The 16,647-nt window shown below is 70.6% G+C and carries 16 protein-coding genes; 15 read left to right on the top strand and 1 reads right to left on the bottom strand.

Annotated elements, in window-relative coordinates; translation table 11 throughout:
• Positions 1-161 precede the first annotated feature (161 nt).
• From lepA to nagZ, 9 genes are all read left to right on the top strand, one after another.
• Entirely contained in the window at positions 162-1,973 is a 1,812-nt protein-coding gene (lepA, locus tag ASG30_RS19115; protein ID WP_055900607.1) for a translation elongation factor 4, read from the top strand.
• 8 nt (positions 1,974-1,981) lie between these two features.
• Positions 1,982-2,950 carry a signal peptidase I gene (gene lepB, locus ASG30_RS19110; protein WP_055900604.1) on the top strand — a complete coding sequence of 323 codons (969 nt, stop codon included), beginning with the start codon at positions 1,982-1,984 and terminating at the stop codon, positions 2,948-2,950.
• Positions 2,951-2,979: 29 nt separating this feature from the next.
• Positions 2,980-3,333, top strand: coding sequence for a DUF4845 domain-containing protein (locus ASG30_RS19105; RefSeq protein ID WP_055900601.1), 354 nt, complete (start codon positions 2,980-2,982; stop codon positions 3,331-3,333).
• Between the two features lie 7 nt (positions 3,334-3,340).
• Positions 3,341-4,030, top strand: coding sequence for a ribonuclease III (gene rnc / locus ASG30_RS19100; protein WP_055900597.1), 690 nt, complete (start codon positions 3,341-3,343; stop codon positions 4,028-4,030).
• Entirely contained in the window at positions 4,027-4,998 is a 972-nt protein-coding gene (era, locus tag ASG30_RS19095; RefSeq protein ID WP_082522202.1) for a GTPase Era, read from the top strand. The genes rnc and era overlap by 4 nt, the downstream gene beginning before the upstream one ends.
• An 87-nt stretch (positions 4,999-5,085) precedes the next feature.
• Complete coding sequence (recO, locus tag ASG30_RS19090; protein ID WP_055900594.1) at positions 5,086-5,829, top strand: DNA repair protein RecO; 744 nt, start codon at positions 5,086-5,088, stop codon at positions 5,827-5,829.
• On the top strand, positions 5,826-6,578 hold the full coding sequence (locus tag ASG30_RS19085) for a pyridoxine 5'-phosphate synthase (protein ID WP_055900591.1): 753 nt from the start codon (positions 5,826-5,828) through the stop codon (positions 6,576-6,578). The genes recO and ASG30_RS19085 overlap by 4 nt, the downstream gene beginning before the upstream one ends.
• Before the next feature lie 16 nt (positions 6,579-6,594).
• Positions 6,595-6,999 carry a holo-ACP synthase gene (gene acpS / locus ASG30_RS19080; RefSeq protein WP_055900588.1) on the top strand — a complete coding sequence of 135 codons (405 nt, stop codon included), beginning with the start codon at positions 6,595-6,597 and terminating at the stop codon, positions 6,997-6,999.
• Positions 6,996-8,054 carry a beta-N-acetylhexosaminidase gene (gene nagZ, locus ASG30_RS19075; RefSeq protein WP_055900584.1) on the top strand — a complete coding sequence of 353 codons (1,059 nt, stop codon included), beginning with the start codon at positions 6,996-6,998 and terminating at the stop codon, positions 8,052-8,054. Before acpS ends, nagZ begins: the two co-directional genes overlap by 4 nt.
• A gap of 94 nt (positions 8,055-8,148) precedes the next feature.
• On the opposite strand, the gene lysS is transcribed toward nagZ, so the two are convergent.
• A complete protein-coding gene (gene lysS / locus ASG30_RS19070; RefSeq protein WP_055900581.1) occupies positions 8,149-9,684 on the bottom strand; it encodes a lysine--tRNA ligase in 1,536 nt (511 codons plus the stop codon).
• Between the two features lie 109 nt (positions 9,685-9,793).
• On the opposite strand from lysS, the gene ASG30_RS19065 reads away from it, so the two are divergent.
• From ASG30_RS19065 to ASG30_RS22810, 6 genes are read left to right on the top strand one after another with little or no spacing between them, the layout of a single operon-like run.
• Complete coding sequence (locus ASG30_RS19065) at positions 9,794-11,254, top strand: lipid II flippase MurJ (protein ID WP_055900578.1); 1,461 nt, start codon at positions 9,794-9,796, stop codon at positions 11,252-11,254.
• Between the two features lie 12 nt (positions 11,255-11,266).
• The gene (locus tag ASG30_RS19060) at positions 11,267-12,079 is read left to right on the top strand and encodes an aldolase/citrate lyase family protein (protein ID WP_055900574.1); all 813 of its coding nucleotides are present in this window, start codon (positions 11,267-11,269) and stop codon (positions 12,077-12,079) included.
• Entirely contained in the window at positions 12,076-12,630 is a 555-nt protein-coding gene (locus ASG30_RS19055; RefSeq protein WP_055900571.1) for a sugar transferase, read from the top strand. The genes ASG30_RS19060 and ASG30_RS19055 overlap by 4 nt, the downstream gene beginning before the upstream one ends.
• Positions 12,630-14,423 carry an asparagine synthase (glutamine-hydrolyzing) gene (gene asnB / locus ASG30_RS19050; RefSeq protein WP_055900569.1) on the top strand — a complete coding sequence of 598 codons (1,794 nt, stop codon included), beginning with the start codon at positions 12,630-12,632 and terminating at the stop codon, positions 14,421-14,423. Before ASG30_RS19055 ends, asnB begins: the two co-directional genes overlap by 1 nt.
• Positions 14,420-15,613, top strand: coding sequence for a hypothetical protein (locus tag ASG30_RS19045; protein ID WP_055900567.1), 1,194 nt, complete (start codon positions 14,420-14,422; stop codon positions 15,611-15,613). The genes asnB and ASG30_RS19045 overlap by 4 nt, the downstream gene beginning before the upstream one ends.
• A complete protein-coding gene (locus ASG30_RS22810) occupies positions 15,604-16,632 on the top strand; it encodes a hypothetical protein (protein WP_162243756.1) in 1,029 nt (342 codons plus the stop codon). Before ASG30_RS19045 ends, ASG30_RS22810 begins: the two co-directional genes overlap by 10 nt.
• Positions 16,633-16,647: the final 15 nt, after the last annotated feature.

Raw genomic sequence — 16,647 nt, 5'->3', positions numbered from 1 at the left:
CGCGGCCGACCGTCGGCTGTACGCGCGGGGCTTTTTGCCTACAATGAAGTTCCAACTATCGCAGTTGCCATAGATTGTTGGTTCAGGGCGCGTCGCCACTCGACGCGCCCTTTTTTCTTTGGGTTCGCCCAGATGAATCAATCACTTAAGCGTTCCCGTTGATGAATCACATCAGAAATTTTTCGATCATCGCCCACATCGATCATGGCAAATCGACGCTGGCCGATCGCCTGATCCAGCGTTGCGGCGGACTGTCCGATCGGGAGATGGAAGAGCAGGTCCTCGACTCGATGGATCTCGAAAAAGAGCGTGGGATAACCATCAAGGCACAGACCGCTTCACTGCGCTACACGGCCCGCGATGGGCGCGTCTACAACCTGAACCTGATCGACACGCCGGGACACGTGGACTTCTCGTACGAGGTGAGTCGATCGCTGTCGGCATGCGAGGGCGCGCTGCTGGTGGTGGACGCGAGCCAGGGCGTCGAAGCGCAGACCGTCGCCAACTGCTACACCGCGCTCGACCTCGGCGTCGAGGTGCTGCCGGTGCTGAACAAGATGGACCTGCCGCAGGCCGATCCCGAGAACGCCAAGGCGGAGGTCGAGGATGTGATCGGCATCGACGCGTCGCAGGCGATCCCCTGTTCCGCCAAGACCGGCATGGGCATCGACGAGATCCTCGAGGCCATCGTCGCCAAGGTCCCGGCGCCGCGCGGCAATCCCGAAGGCGCGCTGCGCGCGATGATCATCGACAGCTGGTTCGACAGCTACGTCGGCGTGGTAATGCTGGTGCGCGTGGTGGACGGCCGCCTGGCCAAGGGCGACCGCATCAAGCTGATGGCCACCGAAGCCACCTACGAGGCCAACCAGCTCGGCGTGTTCACGCCGTCCAACGTCCAGCGCGAGTCGCTGGAGGCGGGCGAGGTCGGCTACATCATCGCCGGCATCAAGGAGCTGCAGGCCGCCAAGGTGGGCGACACGGTCACCATGGTCAAGGCCGGCTCCGGCGGTGCCGCGTTCACCGCCACCCAGGCGCTGCCCGGCTTCAAGGAGATCCAGCCGCAGGTGTTCGCCGGCCTCTACCCGACCGAGGCCAACCAGTACGACAGCCTGCGCGACGCGCTGGAGAAGCTCAAGCTCAACGATGCCTCGCTGCGCTACGAGCCCGAGGTCAGCCAGGCGCTGGGCTTCGGCTTCCGCTGCGGCTTCCTCGGCCTGCTGCACATGGAGATCGTGCAGGAGCGCCTGGAGCGCGAGTTCGACCAGGACCTGATCACCACCGCGCCCAGCGTCGTCTACCAGGTGGTCAAGGGCGACGGCGAGGTCATCATGGTCGAGAACCCGTCCAAGATGCCCGACCAGGGCCGCATCGAGGAGGTGCGCGAGCCGGTGGTGACGGTGCACCTGTACATGCCGCAGGAGTACGTCGGCCCGGTGATGACGCTGGCCAACCAGAAGCGCGGCATGCAGATCAACATGGCCTACCACGGGCGCCAGGTGATGCTCACGTATGAGCTGCCGCTCGGCGAGATCGTGCTGGACTTCTTCGACAAGCTGAAGTCCGTCAGCCGCGGCTACGCGTCGATGGACTACGAGTTCAAGGAGTACCGCCCGTCCGACGTGGTGAAGGTGGACATCCTGCTCAACGGCGAGCGGGTCGACGCGCTGTCGATCATCGTGCACCGCACCCAGGCGCAGTACCGCGGCCGCGCGGTGGTGGCCAAGATGCGCGAGATCATCAGCCGCCAGATGTTCGACGTGGCCATCCAGGCCGCCATCGGCGCCAACGTCATCGCCCGCGAGACCGTCAAGGCGCTGCGCAAGAACGTGCTGGCAAAATGTTACGGCGGCGACATCAGCCGCAAGCGCAAGCTCCTCGAAAAACAGAAGGCAGGCAAGAAGCGAATGAAGCAGATCGGTTCCGTCGAAGTCCCCCAGGAAGCCTTCCTCGCCATCCTGCAGGTCGAGGAATAGGCGTCGTGATGCCGATCCTGACCGCCGCGGTTCTCGCGGCCTTCGCCGGCTATTCGGCCGCCTGGTACATGGGCTTCCTGGAAGGCAACTTCGCGCTGCTGCTGTTCCTCGCCACGCTGGTCACCGGGTTCTACTGGGTCGCCGAGAGGTTCTGGTTCCTGCCGCAGCGCCGGCGCGGCGCCGAGGCCGTGGCGGTGCAGGCCCACGAGCGGCGCACGCAGCTGGCCGCGCAGGGCATCGCCCAGGTCGACGGCCCCGACGTCGAGCAGACCCGGCAGAAGCTGCTGATGCAGCCCTGGTGGCTGGACTGGACCGCGGGCCTGTTCCCCGTGATCCTGGCGGTGTTCGTGCTGCGCTCGTTCCTGTTCGAGCCGTTCAAGATCCCGTCCGGCTCGATGATCCCCACGCTGCTGGTGGGCGACCTGATCCTGGTCAACAAGTTCACCTACGGGCTGCGCCTGCCGGTGATCAACACCCGCCTCACCGAAGGCAAGCCGCCGGCGCGCGGCGACGTGATGGTGTTCCGCTACCCGCCCAAGCCCAGCCTGGACTACATCAAGCGCGTGGTCGGCGTGCCCGGCGACGAGATCGCGTATCTGAACAAGCGCCTGACGATCAACGGCCAGCCGCTGCCCAAGCAGGCGCTGCCGGACTTCTTCGACGAGGACTCGATGCGCTACTCGCGCCAGTTCGCCGAGTCGATGGGCGAGAGGGCCTATCGCGTGTTGAACGACGAGGACCGGCCCGCGTTCATCCCGGGCGCGGAGGATTTTCCTTTCAAGGAAAATTGCCGCTACAGTGTCGAGGGCGTCGTGTGCAAGGTGCCGCAAGGGCACTACTTCATGATGGGGGACAACCGGGACAATTCGCTCGATTCGCGGTTCTGGGGCTTCGTGCCGGACCGCAACATCGTCGGAAAGGCCTTCTTCATCTGGATGAATTTCGGCGACCTCAGGCGGATCGGTTCGTTCCAATAAAAGAGTTCTCAGAGGTGCGAGGGGTAGACATGCAGCGCAGATCCAAGGCCCGACAGGCCGGTATTTCGTTTTTCGGCCTGATCTTCGTGCTCGCCGTGCTGGCGGGCGTCGGCGTCCTGGTGGCGCAGGCCATCCCGACGATGCTGGAGTTCCAGGCGATCGTGAAGGCGATGGACAAGGCCAAGGACGCCGGCTCGCCGCAGGACGTGCGCAACGCGTTCCAGCGCTCGGCCACGGTGGACGACATCACGTCGATCACCGGCAAGGACCTGGAGATCACCCGCGCCAACGACCGCAACGTGGTCAAGGTCGCGTACGACAAGCAGATCCACATGTTCGGCCCCGCGTACCTGCTCCTCAAGTACGCGCACCAGACCAAGTAGCGCAGGCGTGGAGGGTGATGCATCCCTGGCCGCCCTGCAGGCGCGGCTGCAGCACCGCTTCACGCAACCGAAGCTGCTGGCGCGCGCGCTGACGCACCGCAGCTTTTCTTCCGAGCACAACGAGCGCCTGGAATTCCTGGGCGATTCCGTCCTCAACCTGGCCGTGGCCGCCCTGCTGTTCGAGCGCCTGGGCGCGCAGCCCGAGGGCGACCTGTCGCGGGTGCGAGCCAACCTGGTCAAGCAGGAGACGCTGCACCAGCTCGCCGTCGGGCTGGGCCTGTCCGAAGTGCTGAGGCTGGGCGAGGGCGAGGCCCGCTCCGGCGGCCACCGCCGGCCGTCCATCCTGGCCGACGCCCTGGAAGCGGTGATCGGCGCCGTCCACCTGGACGCCGGCTACGGCGCGGCCGAGGCGCTGGTTCAGCGGCTCTTCCGTGACGTCGAGATCAACCCCGGCATGCAGGCGGCCGCCAAGGACCCCAAGACGGAACTGCAGGAATGGCTGCAGGGACGCAAAATGAAGCTCCCCGTCTACCGCGTCGCGGGTGTGCTGGGTGCCGCCCACAAGCAGACCTTCGACGTGGAGTGCGAGATCCCGGAGCTGGGCGCCACCGAGCGCGGCATCGGGCCCTCGCGGCGTGCCGGCGAGCAGGCGGCCGCGGCGGCCATGCTGCACACGCTCAAGTCGAAACTGAAATGAATCCCCAGGACCCGCCCATCGAACTCCCGGGCGATGCCCCCGAGACCCCCCAGGCCCCCGAGGCCGGCGCCTCGTCGCAGCGTTGCGGCCTGATCGCCATCGTGGGCAAGCCCAACGTGGGCAAGTCCACGCTGCTCAATGCGCTGGTCGGCCAGAAGATCAGCATCACCTCGCGCAAGGCGCAGACCACGCGCCACCGCATCACGGGCATCCGCACCCGGGGCGCGACGCAGTTCGTGTTCGTCGACACGCCCGGCTTCCAGACCCGCCACGCCAAGGCCCTGAACCGCTCCCTGAACAAGACGGTGATGGGCGCCGTGGGCGACGTCGACCTGGTGCTGTTCGTGGTCGAGGCCGGCCGCTTCACGCTGGGCGATGCCAAGGTGCTGTCGCTGCTGCAGCCGGGCGTGCCGGCGCTGCTGGTGGCCAACAAGCTGGACCAGGTGCACCGCCGCGCCGAGCTCGCGCCCTGGCTGCGCGACATGCAGGAGCGCCACCCCTTCAACGAGTTCGTGCCCATGTCGGCCCAGAACGCGAAGGACGTGGAGCGCCTGTTCGCCATCTGCGAGAAGTTCCTGCCCGAGCAGCCCTGGTGGTACGGCGAGGACGAGCTCACCGACCGCAGCGAGAAGTTCCTCGCCGGCGAGACCGTGCGCGAGAAGCTGTTCCGCCTCACCGGCGAGGAACTGCCCTACACCTCGACCGTGGTGGTCGACAAGTTCGAGGAAGAGCCCAGCCCGCAGCACGGGCGCTTCGTGCGCATCGCCGCCACCATCGTGGTGGAGCGCGACAGCCACAAGGCCATGGTCATCGGCGACAAGGGCGAGCGCCTCAAGCGCATCGGCACCGAGACCCGCCAGGAGCTGGAGAAGCTGATGGGCGCCAAGGTCTTCATCGAGATCTGGGTCAAGGTGCGCGCCGGCTGGGCCGACGACGAGGCCCGGGTGCGAAGCTTTGGCTACGAATGAACCAAGGCCCCCACGCTCCCCCACTTCGTGTGGCTCGCTGCCCCCCGAGGGGGCCAAGCCTCCTTGGGGCGGCCCGGCGGAGGCTTAGTGGCGGCCCGTAGGATCTCCGATGAGCCGGCCTACGTCCTGCACCGCTACGACTGGAGCGAATCCAGCCTGATCCTCGAGGTCTTCACCCGGCACCACGGCCGTCTCGCGCTGGTGGCCAAGGGCGCCAAGCGCCCCAGCTCCAATTTCCGCCCCGTGCTGCTGCCGCTGCAGCCGCTGCGCTTGGCGTTCGGCGGCGACGCGGAGATCCGCACCCTCAAGTCGGCCGAATGGGTGGGCGGGCAGGTGATGCCCACCGGCGACGCGCTGCTGTCGGGCTATTACGTCAACGAGCTGCTGCTGCGACTGATGGCCCGCGAAGACCCGCATCCCAGGCTGTTCGACGCGTATGCGCAGGCGGTCAGCGTCCTGGCTTCCGAGCACGGCGAGGCGCTGCAGCCGGCGCTGCGCGCCTTCGAGCTGCTGCTGCTGCGCGAAACGGGTTTCCTGCCCTCGCTGGACGCCGAGACGGCCACGCTCGCGCCGCTGGACGACCAGGGCCGCTACACACTGCTCCCAGAAGGCGGCCTCGGCGCCGCAGCGCCGGACCGGCCCGCGCTGAACGGCGCCCAGTGGCGGCAGTTGCAGGCGGCCGTCGATGACCCGGCCGCGTTCACCGCCACCCTGCGGGCGGCCGCCTCGATGGCCGAACTCAAGCCGCAGCTGCGCCACCTGCTGCACTACCATTGCGGCGTCGCCACGCTGCGCACCCGGCAGCTCATGCTGGACCTCCAATCGCTATGAACGCACTCAAGACGGCGCTCTCCGTCAACCTGAACAAGGTGGCGCTGGTGCGCAACACGCGCCACCTGGGCATCCCCAGCCTGGTCCGCGCCGCGTCCATCTGCCTGAAGGCCGGCGCCCATGGCATCACGGTGCATCCGCGTCCCGACGCCCGGCACATCCGCGGCGACGACGTGCCCGCCTTGAGCGAACTGGTCGGCCACCATCCCGGCACCGAGTTCAACATCGAGGGCAACCCGTTCCACAACCTGATGGAACACGTGCGGCGGCAGCGCCCCCAGCAGTGCACCTTCGTGCCCGACAGCGAAGGCCAGTTCACCAGCGACCACGGCTGGGACTTCCCCGCCGACGCGGACCGCCTGCGCCCGCTGGTGCAGGAGGCGCGCTCGCTGGGCGTGCGCGTCAGCCTGTTCATGGACCCGCGCCCCGAGATGATGGCCGCCGCCCGCGCGGTGGGCGCCGACCGCGTCGAGCTCTACACCGAGAGCTACGCGCGGGCCTGGGGCACGGTGCGGCAGGACGAAGTGCTGCGCGGCTTCGCCGAGGCGGCCAGGGCGGCGCACGACGCCGGCCTGGGCATCAACGCCGGCCACGACCTCAACCGCGACAACCTCGCCGATTTCCTGCGTGCCGTGCCCGGCGTGCAGGAGGTCTCCATCGGCCATGCCCTGATCGCCGATGCGCTGGAGCTCGGCTACGAGGCGACGGTGAAGGCCTACCTGGCCTGCATCGACGTCGCTTTCGCCTGAGCCCCGGCCGCCCCGAATGGTCTACGGCATCGGCACCGACATCTGCGACGTGCGCCGCATCCGGGCTTCGCTCGAGCGGCACGGCGACCGCTTCGCCCACAAGATCCTGGCCGAAGGCGAACTGGCCACCTGGCGCAGCCGCAGCGCGCGCTGGCCCGAACGCGGCATCCGCTACCTCGCCACCCGCTTCTCGGCCAAGGAGGCCTTCAGCAAGGCCGTGGGCCTGGGCATGCGCATGCCCATGACCTGGCGCAGCTGCGAGATCGCCAAGCTGCCCAGCGGCCAGCCGGTGCTGGTGCTGCACGGCCCGCTCAAGGAGTGGTTCGAGGCCAAGGGCCTGGTGGCGCACGTCACCGTCACCGACGAAACCGACTATGCCGCCAGCTTCGTGGTGGTGGAACGCAAAGAACCCCGGGAATGAACGAACACGCCCCCCTGATCCTCGACATCGCCGGCACCGAACTGACCGCCACCGACCGCCGCCGCCTCGAACACCCGCTCACCGGCGGCATGATCCTGTTCTCGCGCAACTGGCAGGACCGGGCGCAGCTCACGCGCCTGTGCGCCGAGATCAAGGCGGTGCGGCAGGACCTGCTGATCTGCGTCGACCACGAGGGCGGCCGGGTGCAGCGCTTCCGCCAGGACGGCTTCACCCACCTGCCGACCATGCGCGCCTTCGGCGAGCTCTGGATGCGCGATGCGCTGGCCGCCACCAACGCCGCCACGGCGGCAGGCTACGTGCTCGCCTCCGAGCTGCGCGCGTGCGGCGTCGATTTCAGCTTCACCCCGGTGCTGGATCTCGACTGGGGCGAGAGCGGCGTGATCGGCGACCGCGCCTTCCACCGCGATGCGCGCGTCGTGTCCATGCTGGCCAAGAGCCTGATGCACGGACTGCTGCAGGCGGGCGTGGCCAACTGCGGCAAGCACTTCCCCGGCCACGGCTTCGTCAAGGCGGACTCGCACACCGAAGTGCCGGTGGACAGGCGCTCGCTCAAGGCCATCCTCGCCGACGACGCCGCGCCCTACGGCTGGCTGAACACCACCCTCACCAGCCTGATGCCGGCGCACGTGATCTACCCCAAGGTGGACAGCCTGCCGGCCGGCTTCTCGCCGCGCTGGCTGCAGGACATCCTGCGCGAGCAGCTGGGCTTCGGCGGCGCCATCTTCAGCGACGACCTGAGCATGGAAGGCGCCCGCCGCATCGGCGGCGAGCTGGTCAGCTACACCGAGGCCGCGGTCGCGGCGCTCAACGCCGGCTGCGACATGGTGCTGCTGTGCAACCAGTCGGTGGGCGAGGGCCGCCCGGTGGACGAACTGCTGGAAGGCCTGACCGAAGCGCAGCTCAAGGGCCAGTGGCACGGCGAGCCGGCCAGCGAGCAGCGCCGGATGGCGTTGCTGCCCGTGGGCGAAGCGGCGGGCTGGGATGAGCTGATGGTGCAGCCGCGCTACATGCAGGCGCTGCGGCTGCTGCCGTGACGTCATCCCCGCGAAGGCGGGGATCCAGGGCATTCCGGCAGTCCGCGAAGGCGGACGCACTGGATTCCCGCCTTCGCGGGAATGACGGGTATTGCTACTCCCGGCGCAGCGCCGGGAACAGGATCACGTCGCGGATGCTGGGGCTGTCGGTCAGCAGCATCATCAGCCGGTCGATGCCGATGCCGCAGCCGCCAGTGGGCGGCATGCCGTATTCCAGCGCGCGCACGAAGTCGTGGTCGTAGAACATGGCCTCGTCGTCGCCCGCGTCCTTGGCGTTCACCTGTGCCGCGAATCGCGCCGCCTGGTCCTCGGCATCGTTCAGCTCCGAGAACCCGTTGCCGAACTCGCGCCCCGTGATGTACAGCTCGAAGCGCTCGGTGACCTCGGGCCGCTCGTCGTTGGCGCGCGCCAGCGGCGAGATCTCGGTCGGGTGCTCCATGATGAAGGTCGGCTGCCAGAGCTTTTCCTCCACCGTCTCCTCGAAGTACAGCACTTGCAGGCTGGCCAGCGAGCGGCCGGACAGGCGGTGCTTCTCCTCGGACAGGCCCAGCTTGCGCAGCGCCGGGATCAGCCAGTCGCGGTTGTCCACGTTGTCGCCGGCCTCGGTGTGCCGCAGGATGGCCTCGCGGATGGTCAGGCGCTCGAACGGCGCCGCCAGGTCCACCGGCTTGCCCGCGTAGCTCAGCTCCAGGGTGCCCACGGCCTTCTGCGCGGCGTCGCGCACCAGCGCCTCGGTGAAGTCCATCAGGTCGCGGTAGTTCCAGTAGGCCGCGTAGAACTCCATCATCGTGAACTCGGGGTTGTGGCGCACCGAGATGCCTTCGTTGCGGAAGTTGCGGTTGATCTCGAACACGCGCTCGAACCCGCCCACCACCAGCCGCTTGAGGAAGAGCTCCGGCGCGATGCGCAGGAACATCTCCTGGTCCAGCGCGTTGTGGTGCGTGACGAAGGGCCGCGCGTTGGCGCCGCCGGGGATGGGGTGGAGCATCGGCGTCTCCACCTCCAGGAAATCGTGCTGCACCATGAACTCGCGGATGCCCGAGATCGCCTTGCTGCGCGCCACGAAGCGCTGGCGGGCCTGCTCGTCGGTCATCAGGTCGACGTAGCGCTGGCGGTATTTCACCTCCTGGTCGGCCACGCCGTGGAACTTGTCCGGCATCGGCCGCAGGCTCTTGGTCAGGAGGCGGATCGAGGTGGCGTGCAGCGACAGCTCGCCGGTGCGCGTCTTGAACACCTTGCCCTCGGCGCCCACGATGTCGCCCAGGTCCCAGTGCTTGAAGGCGGCATAGGCCTCCTCGCCGACCGCGTCGCGGGTGACGTAGACCTGGATGCGGCCGCTCTGGTCCTGCAGCGTGGCGAAGCTGGCCTTGCCCATCACGCGCTTGAGCATCATGCGGCCGCCCACGCGGGCCACGGCGCCTTCGGCCTCCAGCTGCTCGGCGGTCTTCTCGCCATGCGCGGCGTGCAGGCCCGCGGCGCGGTCGCCCGGCTTGAAGTCGTTGGGGAAGGCGACGCCCTTGCCCTGTTTCTGTGCCTCGCGCAGGACGCGCAGCTTCTCGCGGCGTTCGGCGATCAGCTGGTTCTCGTCGGCGGGGGCGGCGGCGGCCGCGGGCGTGTTCGGCTGGGACATGAAGGGCGAAACCTTGCGGCTGGGGGCAAACCGCTGATTCTAGTTTTGACGGCGCCGTCGCCCTTGCGTGGCCCGGCCGCTCCTGCCGCGCTCCGTATGATCCCCAGCCATGTTCCTTCGCGCCGGCGCCCTGTCCCTGGCCTTGCTGCTGGCCAGTCGGCTGCTGGGGGTGGTGCGCGAGTCCTCGCTGGCCGCGGCCTTCGGCAGCAGCGGGCTGGCCGACGTGGCCGTGCTGGCCTTGTCGCTGCCGGACTGGATCGCTTCGGTGCTGGCCAGCGGCGCGCTGGCCTACGTGCTGCTGCCGGCCTGGGCGGGGCAGGGGGCGCAGCAGGTCGCGGCCCTGCAGCGCCGCGTGGCGCGGGTGCTGGTGGTCGGCGGCGTCGTGCTGGCCCTGCTGCTCGCGCTGCTGGCCGCCCCGGTGCTGCGCGGGCTGGCGGCCGGCGTGCCGGCGGCGATGCAGCCGCTGGCGGTGCAGGCGCTGTGGTGGAGCGCCGCGGCCGTGCCGCCGGCCCTGCTGGCTTCGCTCTGGGCCACCCGCGCCCAGCACGAGCGCGACTTCATCGGCCTGTATGGCGCCAACCTGGTCGTCAACCTCGTCCTGATCGGGGCGATCGCGGCGGCGGGGCTGGGCGGCTCTTCGGCGGCGGTTCCGGCGCTGGGCCTCGGCCTGCTCGCGGCGATGGGCCTGCGGCTGCTGTGGCTGCGCGCGCGCCTGCCGGCGGCCGGGGTGCCGGCGGCGGACGTCGTCGCGGTGCCCGCCGCGCCCCTCTGGCTGTGGGCGGTGCTCGGCGCGGGCCTGCCGCTGGCGCTGCCGTTCGTGGCGCGCTCCATCGCCTCGCAGGCGGGCGAGGGCGCGCTGGCGACCTTCAACTACGCCTGGAAGCTGGTGGAGCTGCCGCTGGTGCTGGCGATCCAGCTGGTGGCCTCGCTGGCCTTCCCGGCCATCGCGCGCGCGCTGGCTTCTGGCCGCGAGGAGGCGGCCGGCGCACCGGTGCGGCAGGCTTTCGCGCTGGCCTGGGCCCTGGCCTGCGCCGCGGTGGCGGCGCTGGCCGTGGGGGCGCCGGCGCTGGCCCGGCTGCTGTTCGGGTGGGGCCGCATGGACGCCGCGGCCCTGGAGCAGGTCTGGCGCTGGGGCCTGGCGGGCAGCTGGGGCCTGCTGCCGCAGGCGCTGGCCGCCGTGGCGCTGACGGTGCTGGCGTCGAGGAAGCGAATGGTCCCGGCGGTGGGGGCGTACGGCGCGGCCTTGCTCCTGCTGCTGGGCGCCGCGGCATCGGGCGTCGCCGATGGCCAGGTCCTGATGCAGCTGCTGAACGCCGGCTACACGGTGGTGGCCATCGTCTGCCTGGCCGCGATGGGCCCCGAGGGCCTGCGCTGGTTGCCGGGCCGCGCAATGGCGTGGTCCGCCGCGGGCCTGGCGGGGGTGGTGATCGCGGCCCGCGCAGGCCTGCCTGCCACCTGGCGCGAGGACGGCCTGCTCGCCCCGCTGTTCGCCGCGGCGGCGGCCGCTACCCTGGTGCTGCTGTTCACGCTGTGGCGCAGCCCGGAGCTGCGCCAGGCCCTGCGGCGATAATTTCGAGCGCCCATGCTCGATCTGATCCAGATCACCAACGACCCGGCCTTCGCCACCCGCTGCGACGCCCTCGAGGGCATCCGCCTGTTCGTCGACCTGGAGCGGCTGGGCAAGGCGGAGCGCCAGGCCGGCCGCGACACCTTCATCAGCCAGCACACCGTGGCCGACGTCGGCCGCATCCGCGCCGCCGCGCGCCGCAGCCGGATGATGGTGCGGGTCAACCCGCTGAACCCCGGCACGCCCGACGAGGTCGACGCCGTTCTGGCCGAGGGCGCCGACCTGCTGATGCTTCCCATGTTCCACCGCGCTGGCCAGGTGCGCGAGTTCGCCGCCCTCGTGGCCGGCCGCGCGCCGATAGTGGCCCTGCTGGAAACGGCGGCGGCCCTGGACAGCGTGGACGAGTGGATCGCCACGCCGGGCCTGCACGAGGTGTTCGTGGGCTTGAACGACCTGCACCTGTCGCTGGGCCATCGCTTCATGTTCGAGCCGCTGGCGCAGGGGCTGGTCGAGCGGGTCGCCGAGGTGGCGCACCGCGCCGGTTCGCGCTTCGGCTTCGGCGGTATCGCGCGGGTGGACGAAGGCCTGCTGCCCGGCCGCGACGTGCTCGCCGAGCACCTGCGGCTGCGGTCCGGCGCCGTGATCCTCTCGCGCACCTTCCATCGGAAAGACGAAGACAACCCGGGGCGCTTCGAGCGCGAGGTGCAGGCGCTGCGCCGTGCCGAGGCGCAGCTGGAACAGCGCACGCCGCAGCAGGTGCAGGCGGACGCCCGCCGCATCGCCGCCGCCATCGAGGCGATCGCGGCCGGCCTGCCGCGGCGTCCATGAAACGGCTGTTCGACGTGGCGGTCGCGCTGCTCGCGCTGGTGCTGTCGTCCCCGCTGCTGCTGGTCGCGGCCGTGGCAGTGCTGCTGGAGAGCGGGCGGCCGGTGCTGTTCCGGCAGCAGCGCGTGGGCCTGGGCGGCCGCACGTTCGAGATGTTCAAGTTCCGCAGCATGGTCCGCGACGCGGCGGCCCGCGGGCCGCACTTCACCACCGGGGACGACCCGCGCATCACGCGCGTCGGGCGCTTCCTGCGCAGGACCAGCATCGACGAACTGCCGCAGCTGCTCAACGTGCTGCGCGGCGACATGAGCCTGGTGGGCCCGCGGCCCGACCTGCCGGTGCAGGCGAGCGACTACCGGCCCGAGGACTGGGCCCTGCGCTGCAGCGTGCGCCCGGGGCTGACCGGCCTGGCGCAGGCCACGCTGCGTTCGCAGGCCACGCCCGAGCAGCGGCTGGCGGCCGACCTGGCCTACGTGCGCCGTCCCTCCCTGGCCACCGACCTGCGAATCCTGCTGCTGACCTTGCGCCGGCTGGGCGGCGCGGGAGCCAACTGATGTGCGGCATCTTCGGCCACTGGAGCCGCGGCCGGCAGCCGCTGCCGGCCGCGCAGGTGGGCGCGATGGCGCAGGCGCTGCGCCACCGCGGGCCCGACGACGAGGGCGTGTGGCAGCCGCCCGGCCGCGGCGTGGTGCTGGGCAACCGGCGGCTGGCCATCATCGACATCGCCGGCGGCCACCAGCCCTTCGTCTCCGACGACGGCCAGGTGGCGCTGGTGCAGAACGGCGAGATCTTCAACCACGTCGAACTGGCGGCCGAGCTGCGCGCGCAGGGCGTGCAACTTCGCACCGGCTCCGACACCGAGGTGCTGCTGCGCCTGTACGAGCGCGAGGGCATCGCCTTCCTGCGCCGGCTCAACGGCATGTTCGCCATCGCCATCGACGATGCGCGCGAGGACGCGGTCTACCTGGTGCGCGACCGCATCGGCGTCAAGCCGCTGTACTGGTGCGACGACGGCGGCGCGATGCTGTTCGCCTCCGAGCTCAAGGCGCTGCTGCCGGTGCTGGGGGCGCGTGGCGCGGCCCCCGCGCTGGACCTGGAGGCGATCCACCACTACCTGACCTTCAACTACATCCCGGCGCCGTGGACGGTCTGGCAGGGTATCCGCCACGTGATGCCGGGCACCTGGATGAAGTTCACGCGCGGCGGCGTGAAGACGCAGCGCTGGTGGAGCCTGGCGGACCAGCGCGAGCGGCCGGTCGCCTTCGAGGCGTGGGCCGAGGAGTTCCTGGCCGTGCTGGACGACGCCACCCGCATCCGCCTGCGCGCCGACGTGCCCTGGGGCGCCTTCCTCTCCGGCGGCGTCGATTCCAGCACCATCGTCGCGCTGATGGCGCGCCACGTCGCGCAGCCGGTGCGCACCTTCTGCATCGGCTTTGCCGATCCGCGTTTCGACGAGTCGGCGCACGCCGCGCAGGCCGCGCGCCGCTTCGGCTGCGACCACACGATGGAGATCGCCGATCCCGACATGCTGGACCGGTGGCCCACCGTGCTGCACCACCTGGACCAGCCGCATGGCGATGCGTCCTTCATGCCCACGCTGCGCGTCAGCGAGCTGGCCGCACGGCACGTGAAGGTGGTGCTGACCGGCGACGGCGGCGACGAGCTGTTCGCGGGCTACGAGAAGTACGCCGAATTCTTCGCGCAGCCCGGCGTGGCCGGGCTGGAGCCCGGCGAGTTCCGCCGTAGCTACTTCGACGCGATCTCGCTGTTCTCGCCGGCCGACAAGGCCTCGCTGTACCGCCCCGAGGTCGCGCGCCGGCTGGCCGGCCTCGACAGCTACGCCGCGGCGGCGGCGCCCTGGCTGGAGGAGGCCGGGCACTTCGACCGGGTGAACCAGGCCCTGTACCTGGACATGCAGCTGCTGCTGTCGGGCAACAACCTGGTCAAGCCGGACCGCATGGGGATGGCGGTGTCCCTCGAGGCGCGCACGCCCTTCCTCGACTGGCGGATGATGGAACTGGCCTTCCGCTCGCCGGGGGACACCAAGCTCTCGGCGGATGGCGACAAGAAGCACTGGTACAAGCGCGCGGTGGCGCCGCTCATCGGCCACGACCTGGCCTACCGGCGCAAGCAGATGTTTACCGTGCCCGTGGGCGAATGGTTCCGGCACGGCCTGCACGGCTGGCTGGCGGACCTGCTGCGGGGCAGCGAACTGCTGCGCGAGCTGTTCGAGCCGGCGCGCATCGACGCGCTGCTGGAGGCGCACCGCACGGGCACGGCCAACCGCACGCGCGAGTTGCGCGCGCTGGCGGCGCTGGCGCTGTGGCACCGGGGCGTGCAGGCATGAAGCGGGTGCTGTTCGTCGGTTACGGCGGCGGCCACGTCCGCATGCTGCTGCCGGTGGCGCGGCTGCTGCGCGAGCGCGGGCTGGCCGAACCGGTGTTCCTGGGCCTCACCACCGCCCGTGCCGAGGTCGAGGCCGCGGGCTTCGCCTGCCTGGGCTTCGCGGATGTCGTGCGCGCAGACGATGCCGCCGCGCTGGCGCAGGGGCGCGCGCTGGCGTCGCAGCTGCCGGCGCACGCGGTCAGCTTCGACGAAAGCGCCGCCTACCTGGGCCTGTCGTACGCCGACCTCGTGCGCGAGCACGGCGAGGCCGAAGCGGCGGCGCGATATGCGGCGCACGGCCGCCAGGCCTTCCTGCCCATCGCCACGTTGGAGCGGGTGCTGGCCCAGGTGCGGCCCGACCTGGTGGTGGCCACCAGCGCACCGCGTGCCGAACGCGCGGCCTTCGTCGCGGCGCGACGACTGGGCGTGCCGGCGGTCTGCCTCGTCGACCTGTTCGCCGCCTACGAGATCGAGTGGCTGCGCGAGCCGGGCTTCGCCGACCGCATCTGCGTGCTGAACGACAGGGTGCGCGATCGCCTGCTGGCTGCAGGCCGCAGCGAGGAGGAGGTGACGGTCACCGGCAACCCGGCCTTCGACGGTCTGCTCGATCCGGCCGTGCGTGAACGCGGCGCCGCCCTGCGCAAGGCGCGCGGCTGGGAAGGCCGCCGGGTCTGGCTCTGGGCTTCGCAAGTCGAGCCCGAGAGCCACCCCTGCCAGCCCGGCCGTGGCGACCCGCTGCTGCCGCGGCGCATCGCGCAGGAGCTGCAGCGCATCGCGCAGGCGCGGCCCGGCATGGCGCTGGTGATCCGCCCCCACCCTTCCGAAGGCGAGTTGCGCATCGAACTGGCGCAGCGGCAGTGGCTGTCGCCCCGCGGCGAGAACCTGCACGAGCTGCTGCACGCCTGCGACGGCGTGGTCGTGCTGACCTCCACCGTGGGGCTGGAGGCCCGCATCGCCGGCTGCGCCCTGGTGCAGGTCACCGGCTCGCTGTACACGCCGGATGCGCCCTACCTGGCCTACGGCATCGCCGATGCGGCCGTGCCGCGGGAGGGCTTGGCCGCGGCCATCGATGCCGCGCCGCCACGGCGGCCGGCGGCCGACCAGGCGCCGGCCACGCCGCGCGTGCTGGAGGCGCTGGCGCCGTGGCTGTGACGGCGTCGGTCGAATTGACGCCGGGCGAGGCGATGGCCTGGTTCCAGGCCATGCCGTGCGGCCAGCGGCTGCGCAGCCTGTCGCCGGATTTCGGCCAGGCCGACACGCGCCGCGCGCCGGGCCTGGCCTGCGTGCACGTGGGCTTCGAACAAGGGACCTCCCGCTGGCTGCACACGCTGCACTTGCGGGAAGTGCCGGGCTTCGGCTGGGCGGCGATCTCGCCCTACGGCTACGGCGGGCCGCTCTGCAACAGCGACGAACCGGCCTTCGTCGAGAAAGCATGGAGCGCTTATCAAGCCTGGGCCCGCAACCGCTCGGTGCTGGGCGAGTTCTGCCGCTTCCACCCCGAGACGCAGCAGCAGCGCTACTTCCTGGGCGACGTGCGCGCCAACCGCGCGACCGTGAGCATCGACCTGCAGGTGCAACCGCTGGAGTCCCAGTTCAACACGCTGGCCCGCCGCAAGCTCAAGCGGGCCGCGCAGGTGCCGGTGCGCTGGTCGCGCGATGCGCAGGACTGGCGCACCTTCGGCGATTTCTACCGGCGCGCGATGGCGGCCATGGGCGCGCACGAGCGCTACCACTTCGGCGACGCCTACTTCGCGGCGATCGCCGCGCTCGAGGGCGTCGAGCTGTGCATCTGCGGCGAGGGCCGCGAGTGGCTTTCCGCTGGCGTCTACCTGTTCCAGCAGCCTGGCCCGCAGGACGCGGGGCCGGGCGGCACGCTGGAATACCACCTGGGCGCGAGCAGCGAGGCCGGCCACGCGACCGGCACCGCCTACCGGCTGCAGCACGCCGCCGCGCTGGAAGGGGCGGCGCGCGGCCTGGCCCACCTCTACCTGGGCGGCGGGACCAGCACCGACGACGACAACCCGCTGCTGTTCTACAAGCGCGCCTTCTCGCGCCGCGAGCGCACCTTCCACGTGGGCAACGCCGTGCACCACGAGGTGCTGTACGGGGCGTTCGCGCAGTCGCGCGGGTACCATCGCGACAGCGCGCCGCCCAACCTGCTGTTCGACTGAAAGAGAGCGTCCTGC

Source organism: Ramlibacter sp. Leaf400, from assembly GCF_001424545.1.
GTDB lineage: Bacteria > Pseudomonadota > Gammaproteobacteria > Burkholderiales > Burkholderiaceae_C > Ramlibacter.
This window is presented reverse-complemented; position numbering and strand designations above follow the sequence as displayed.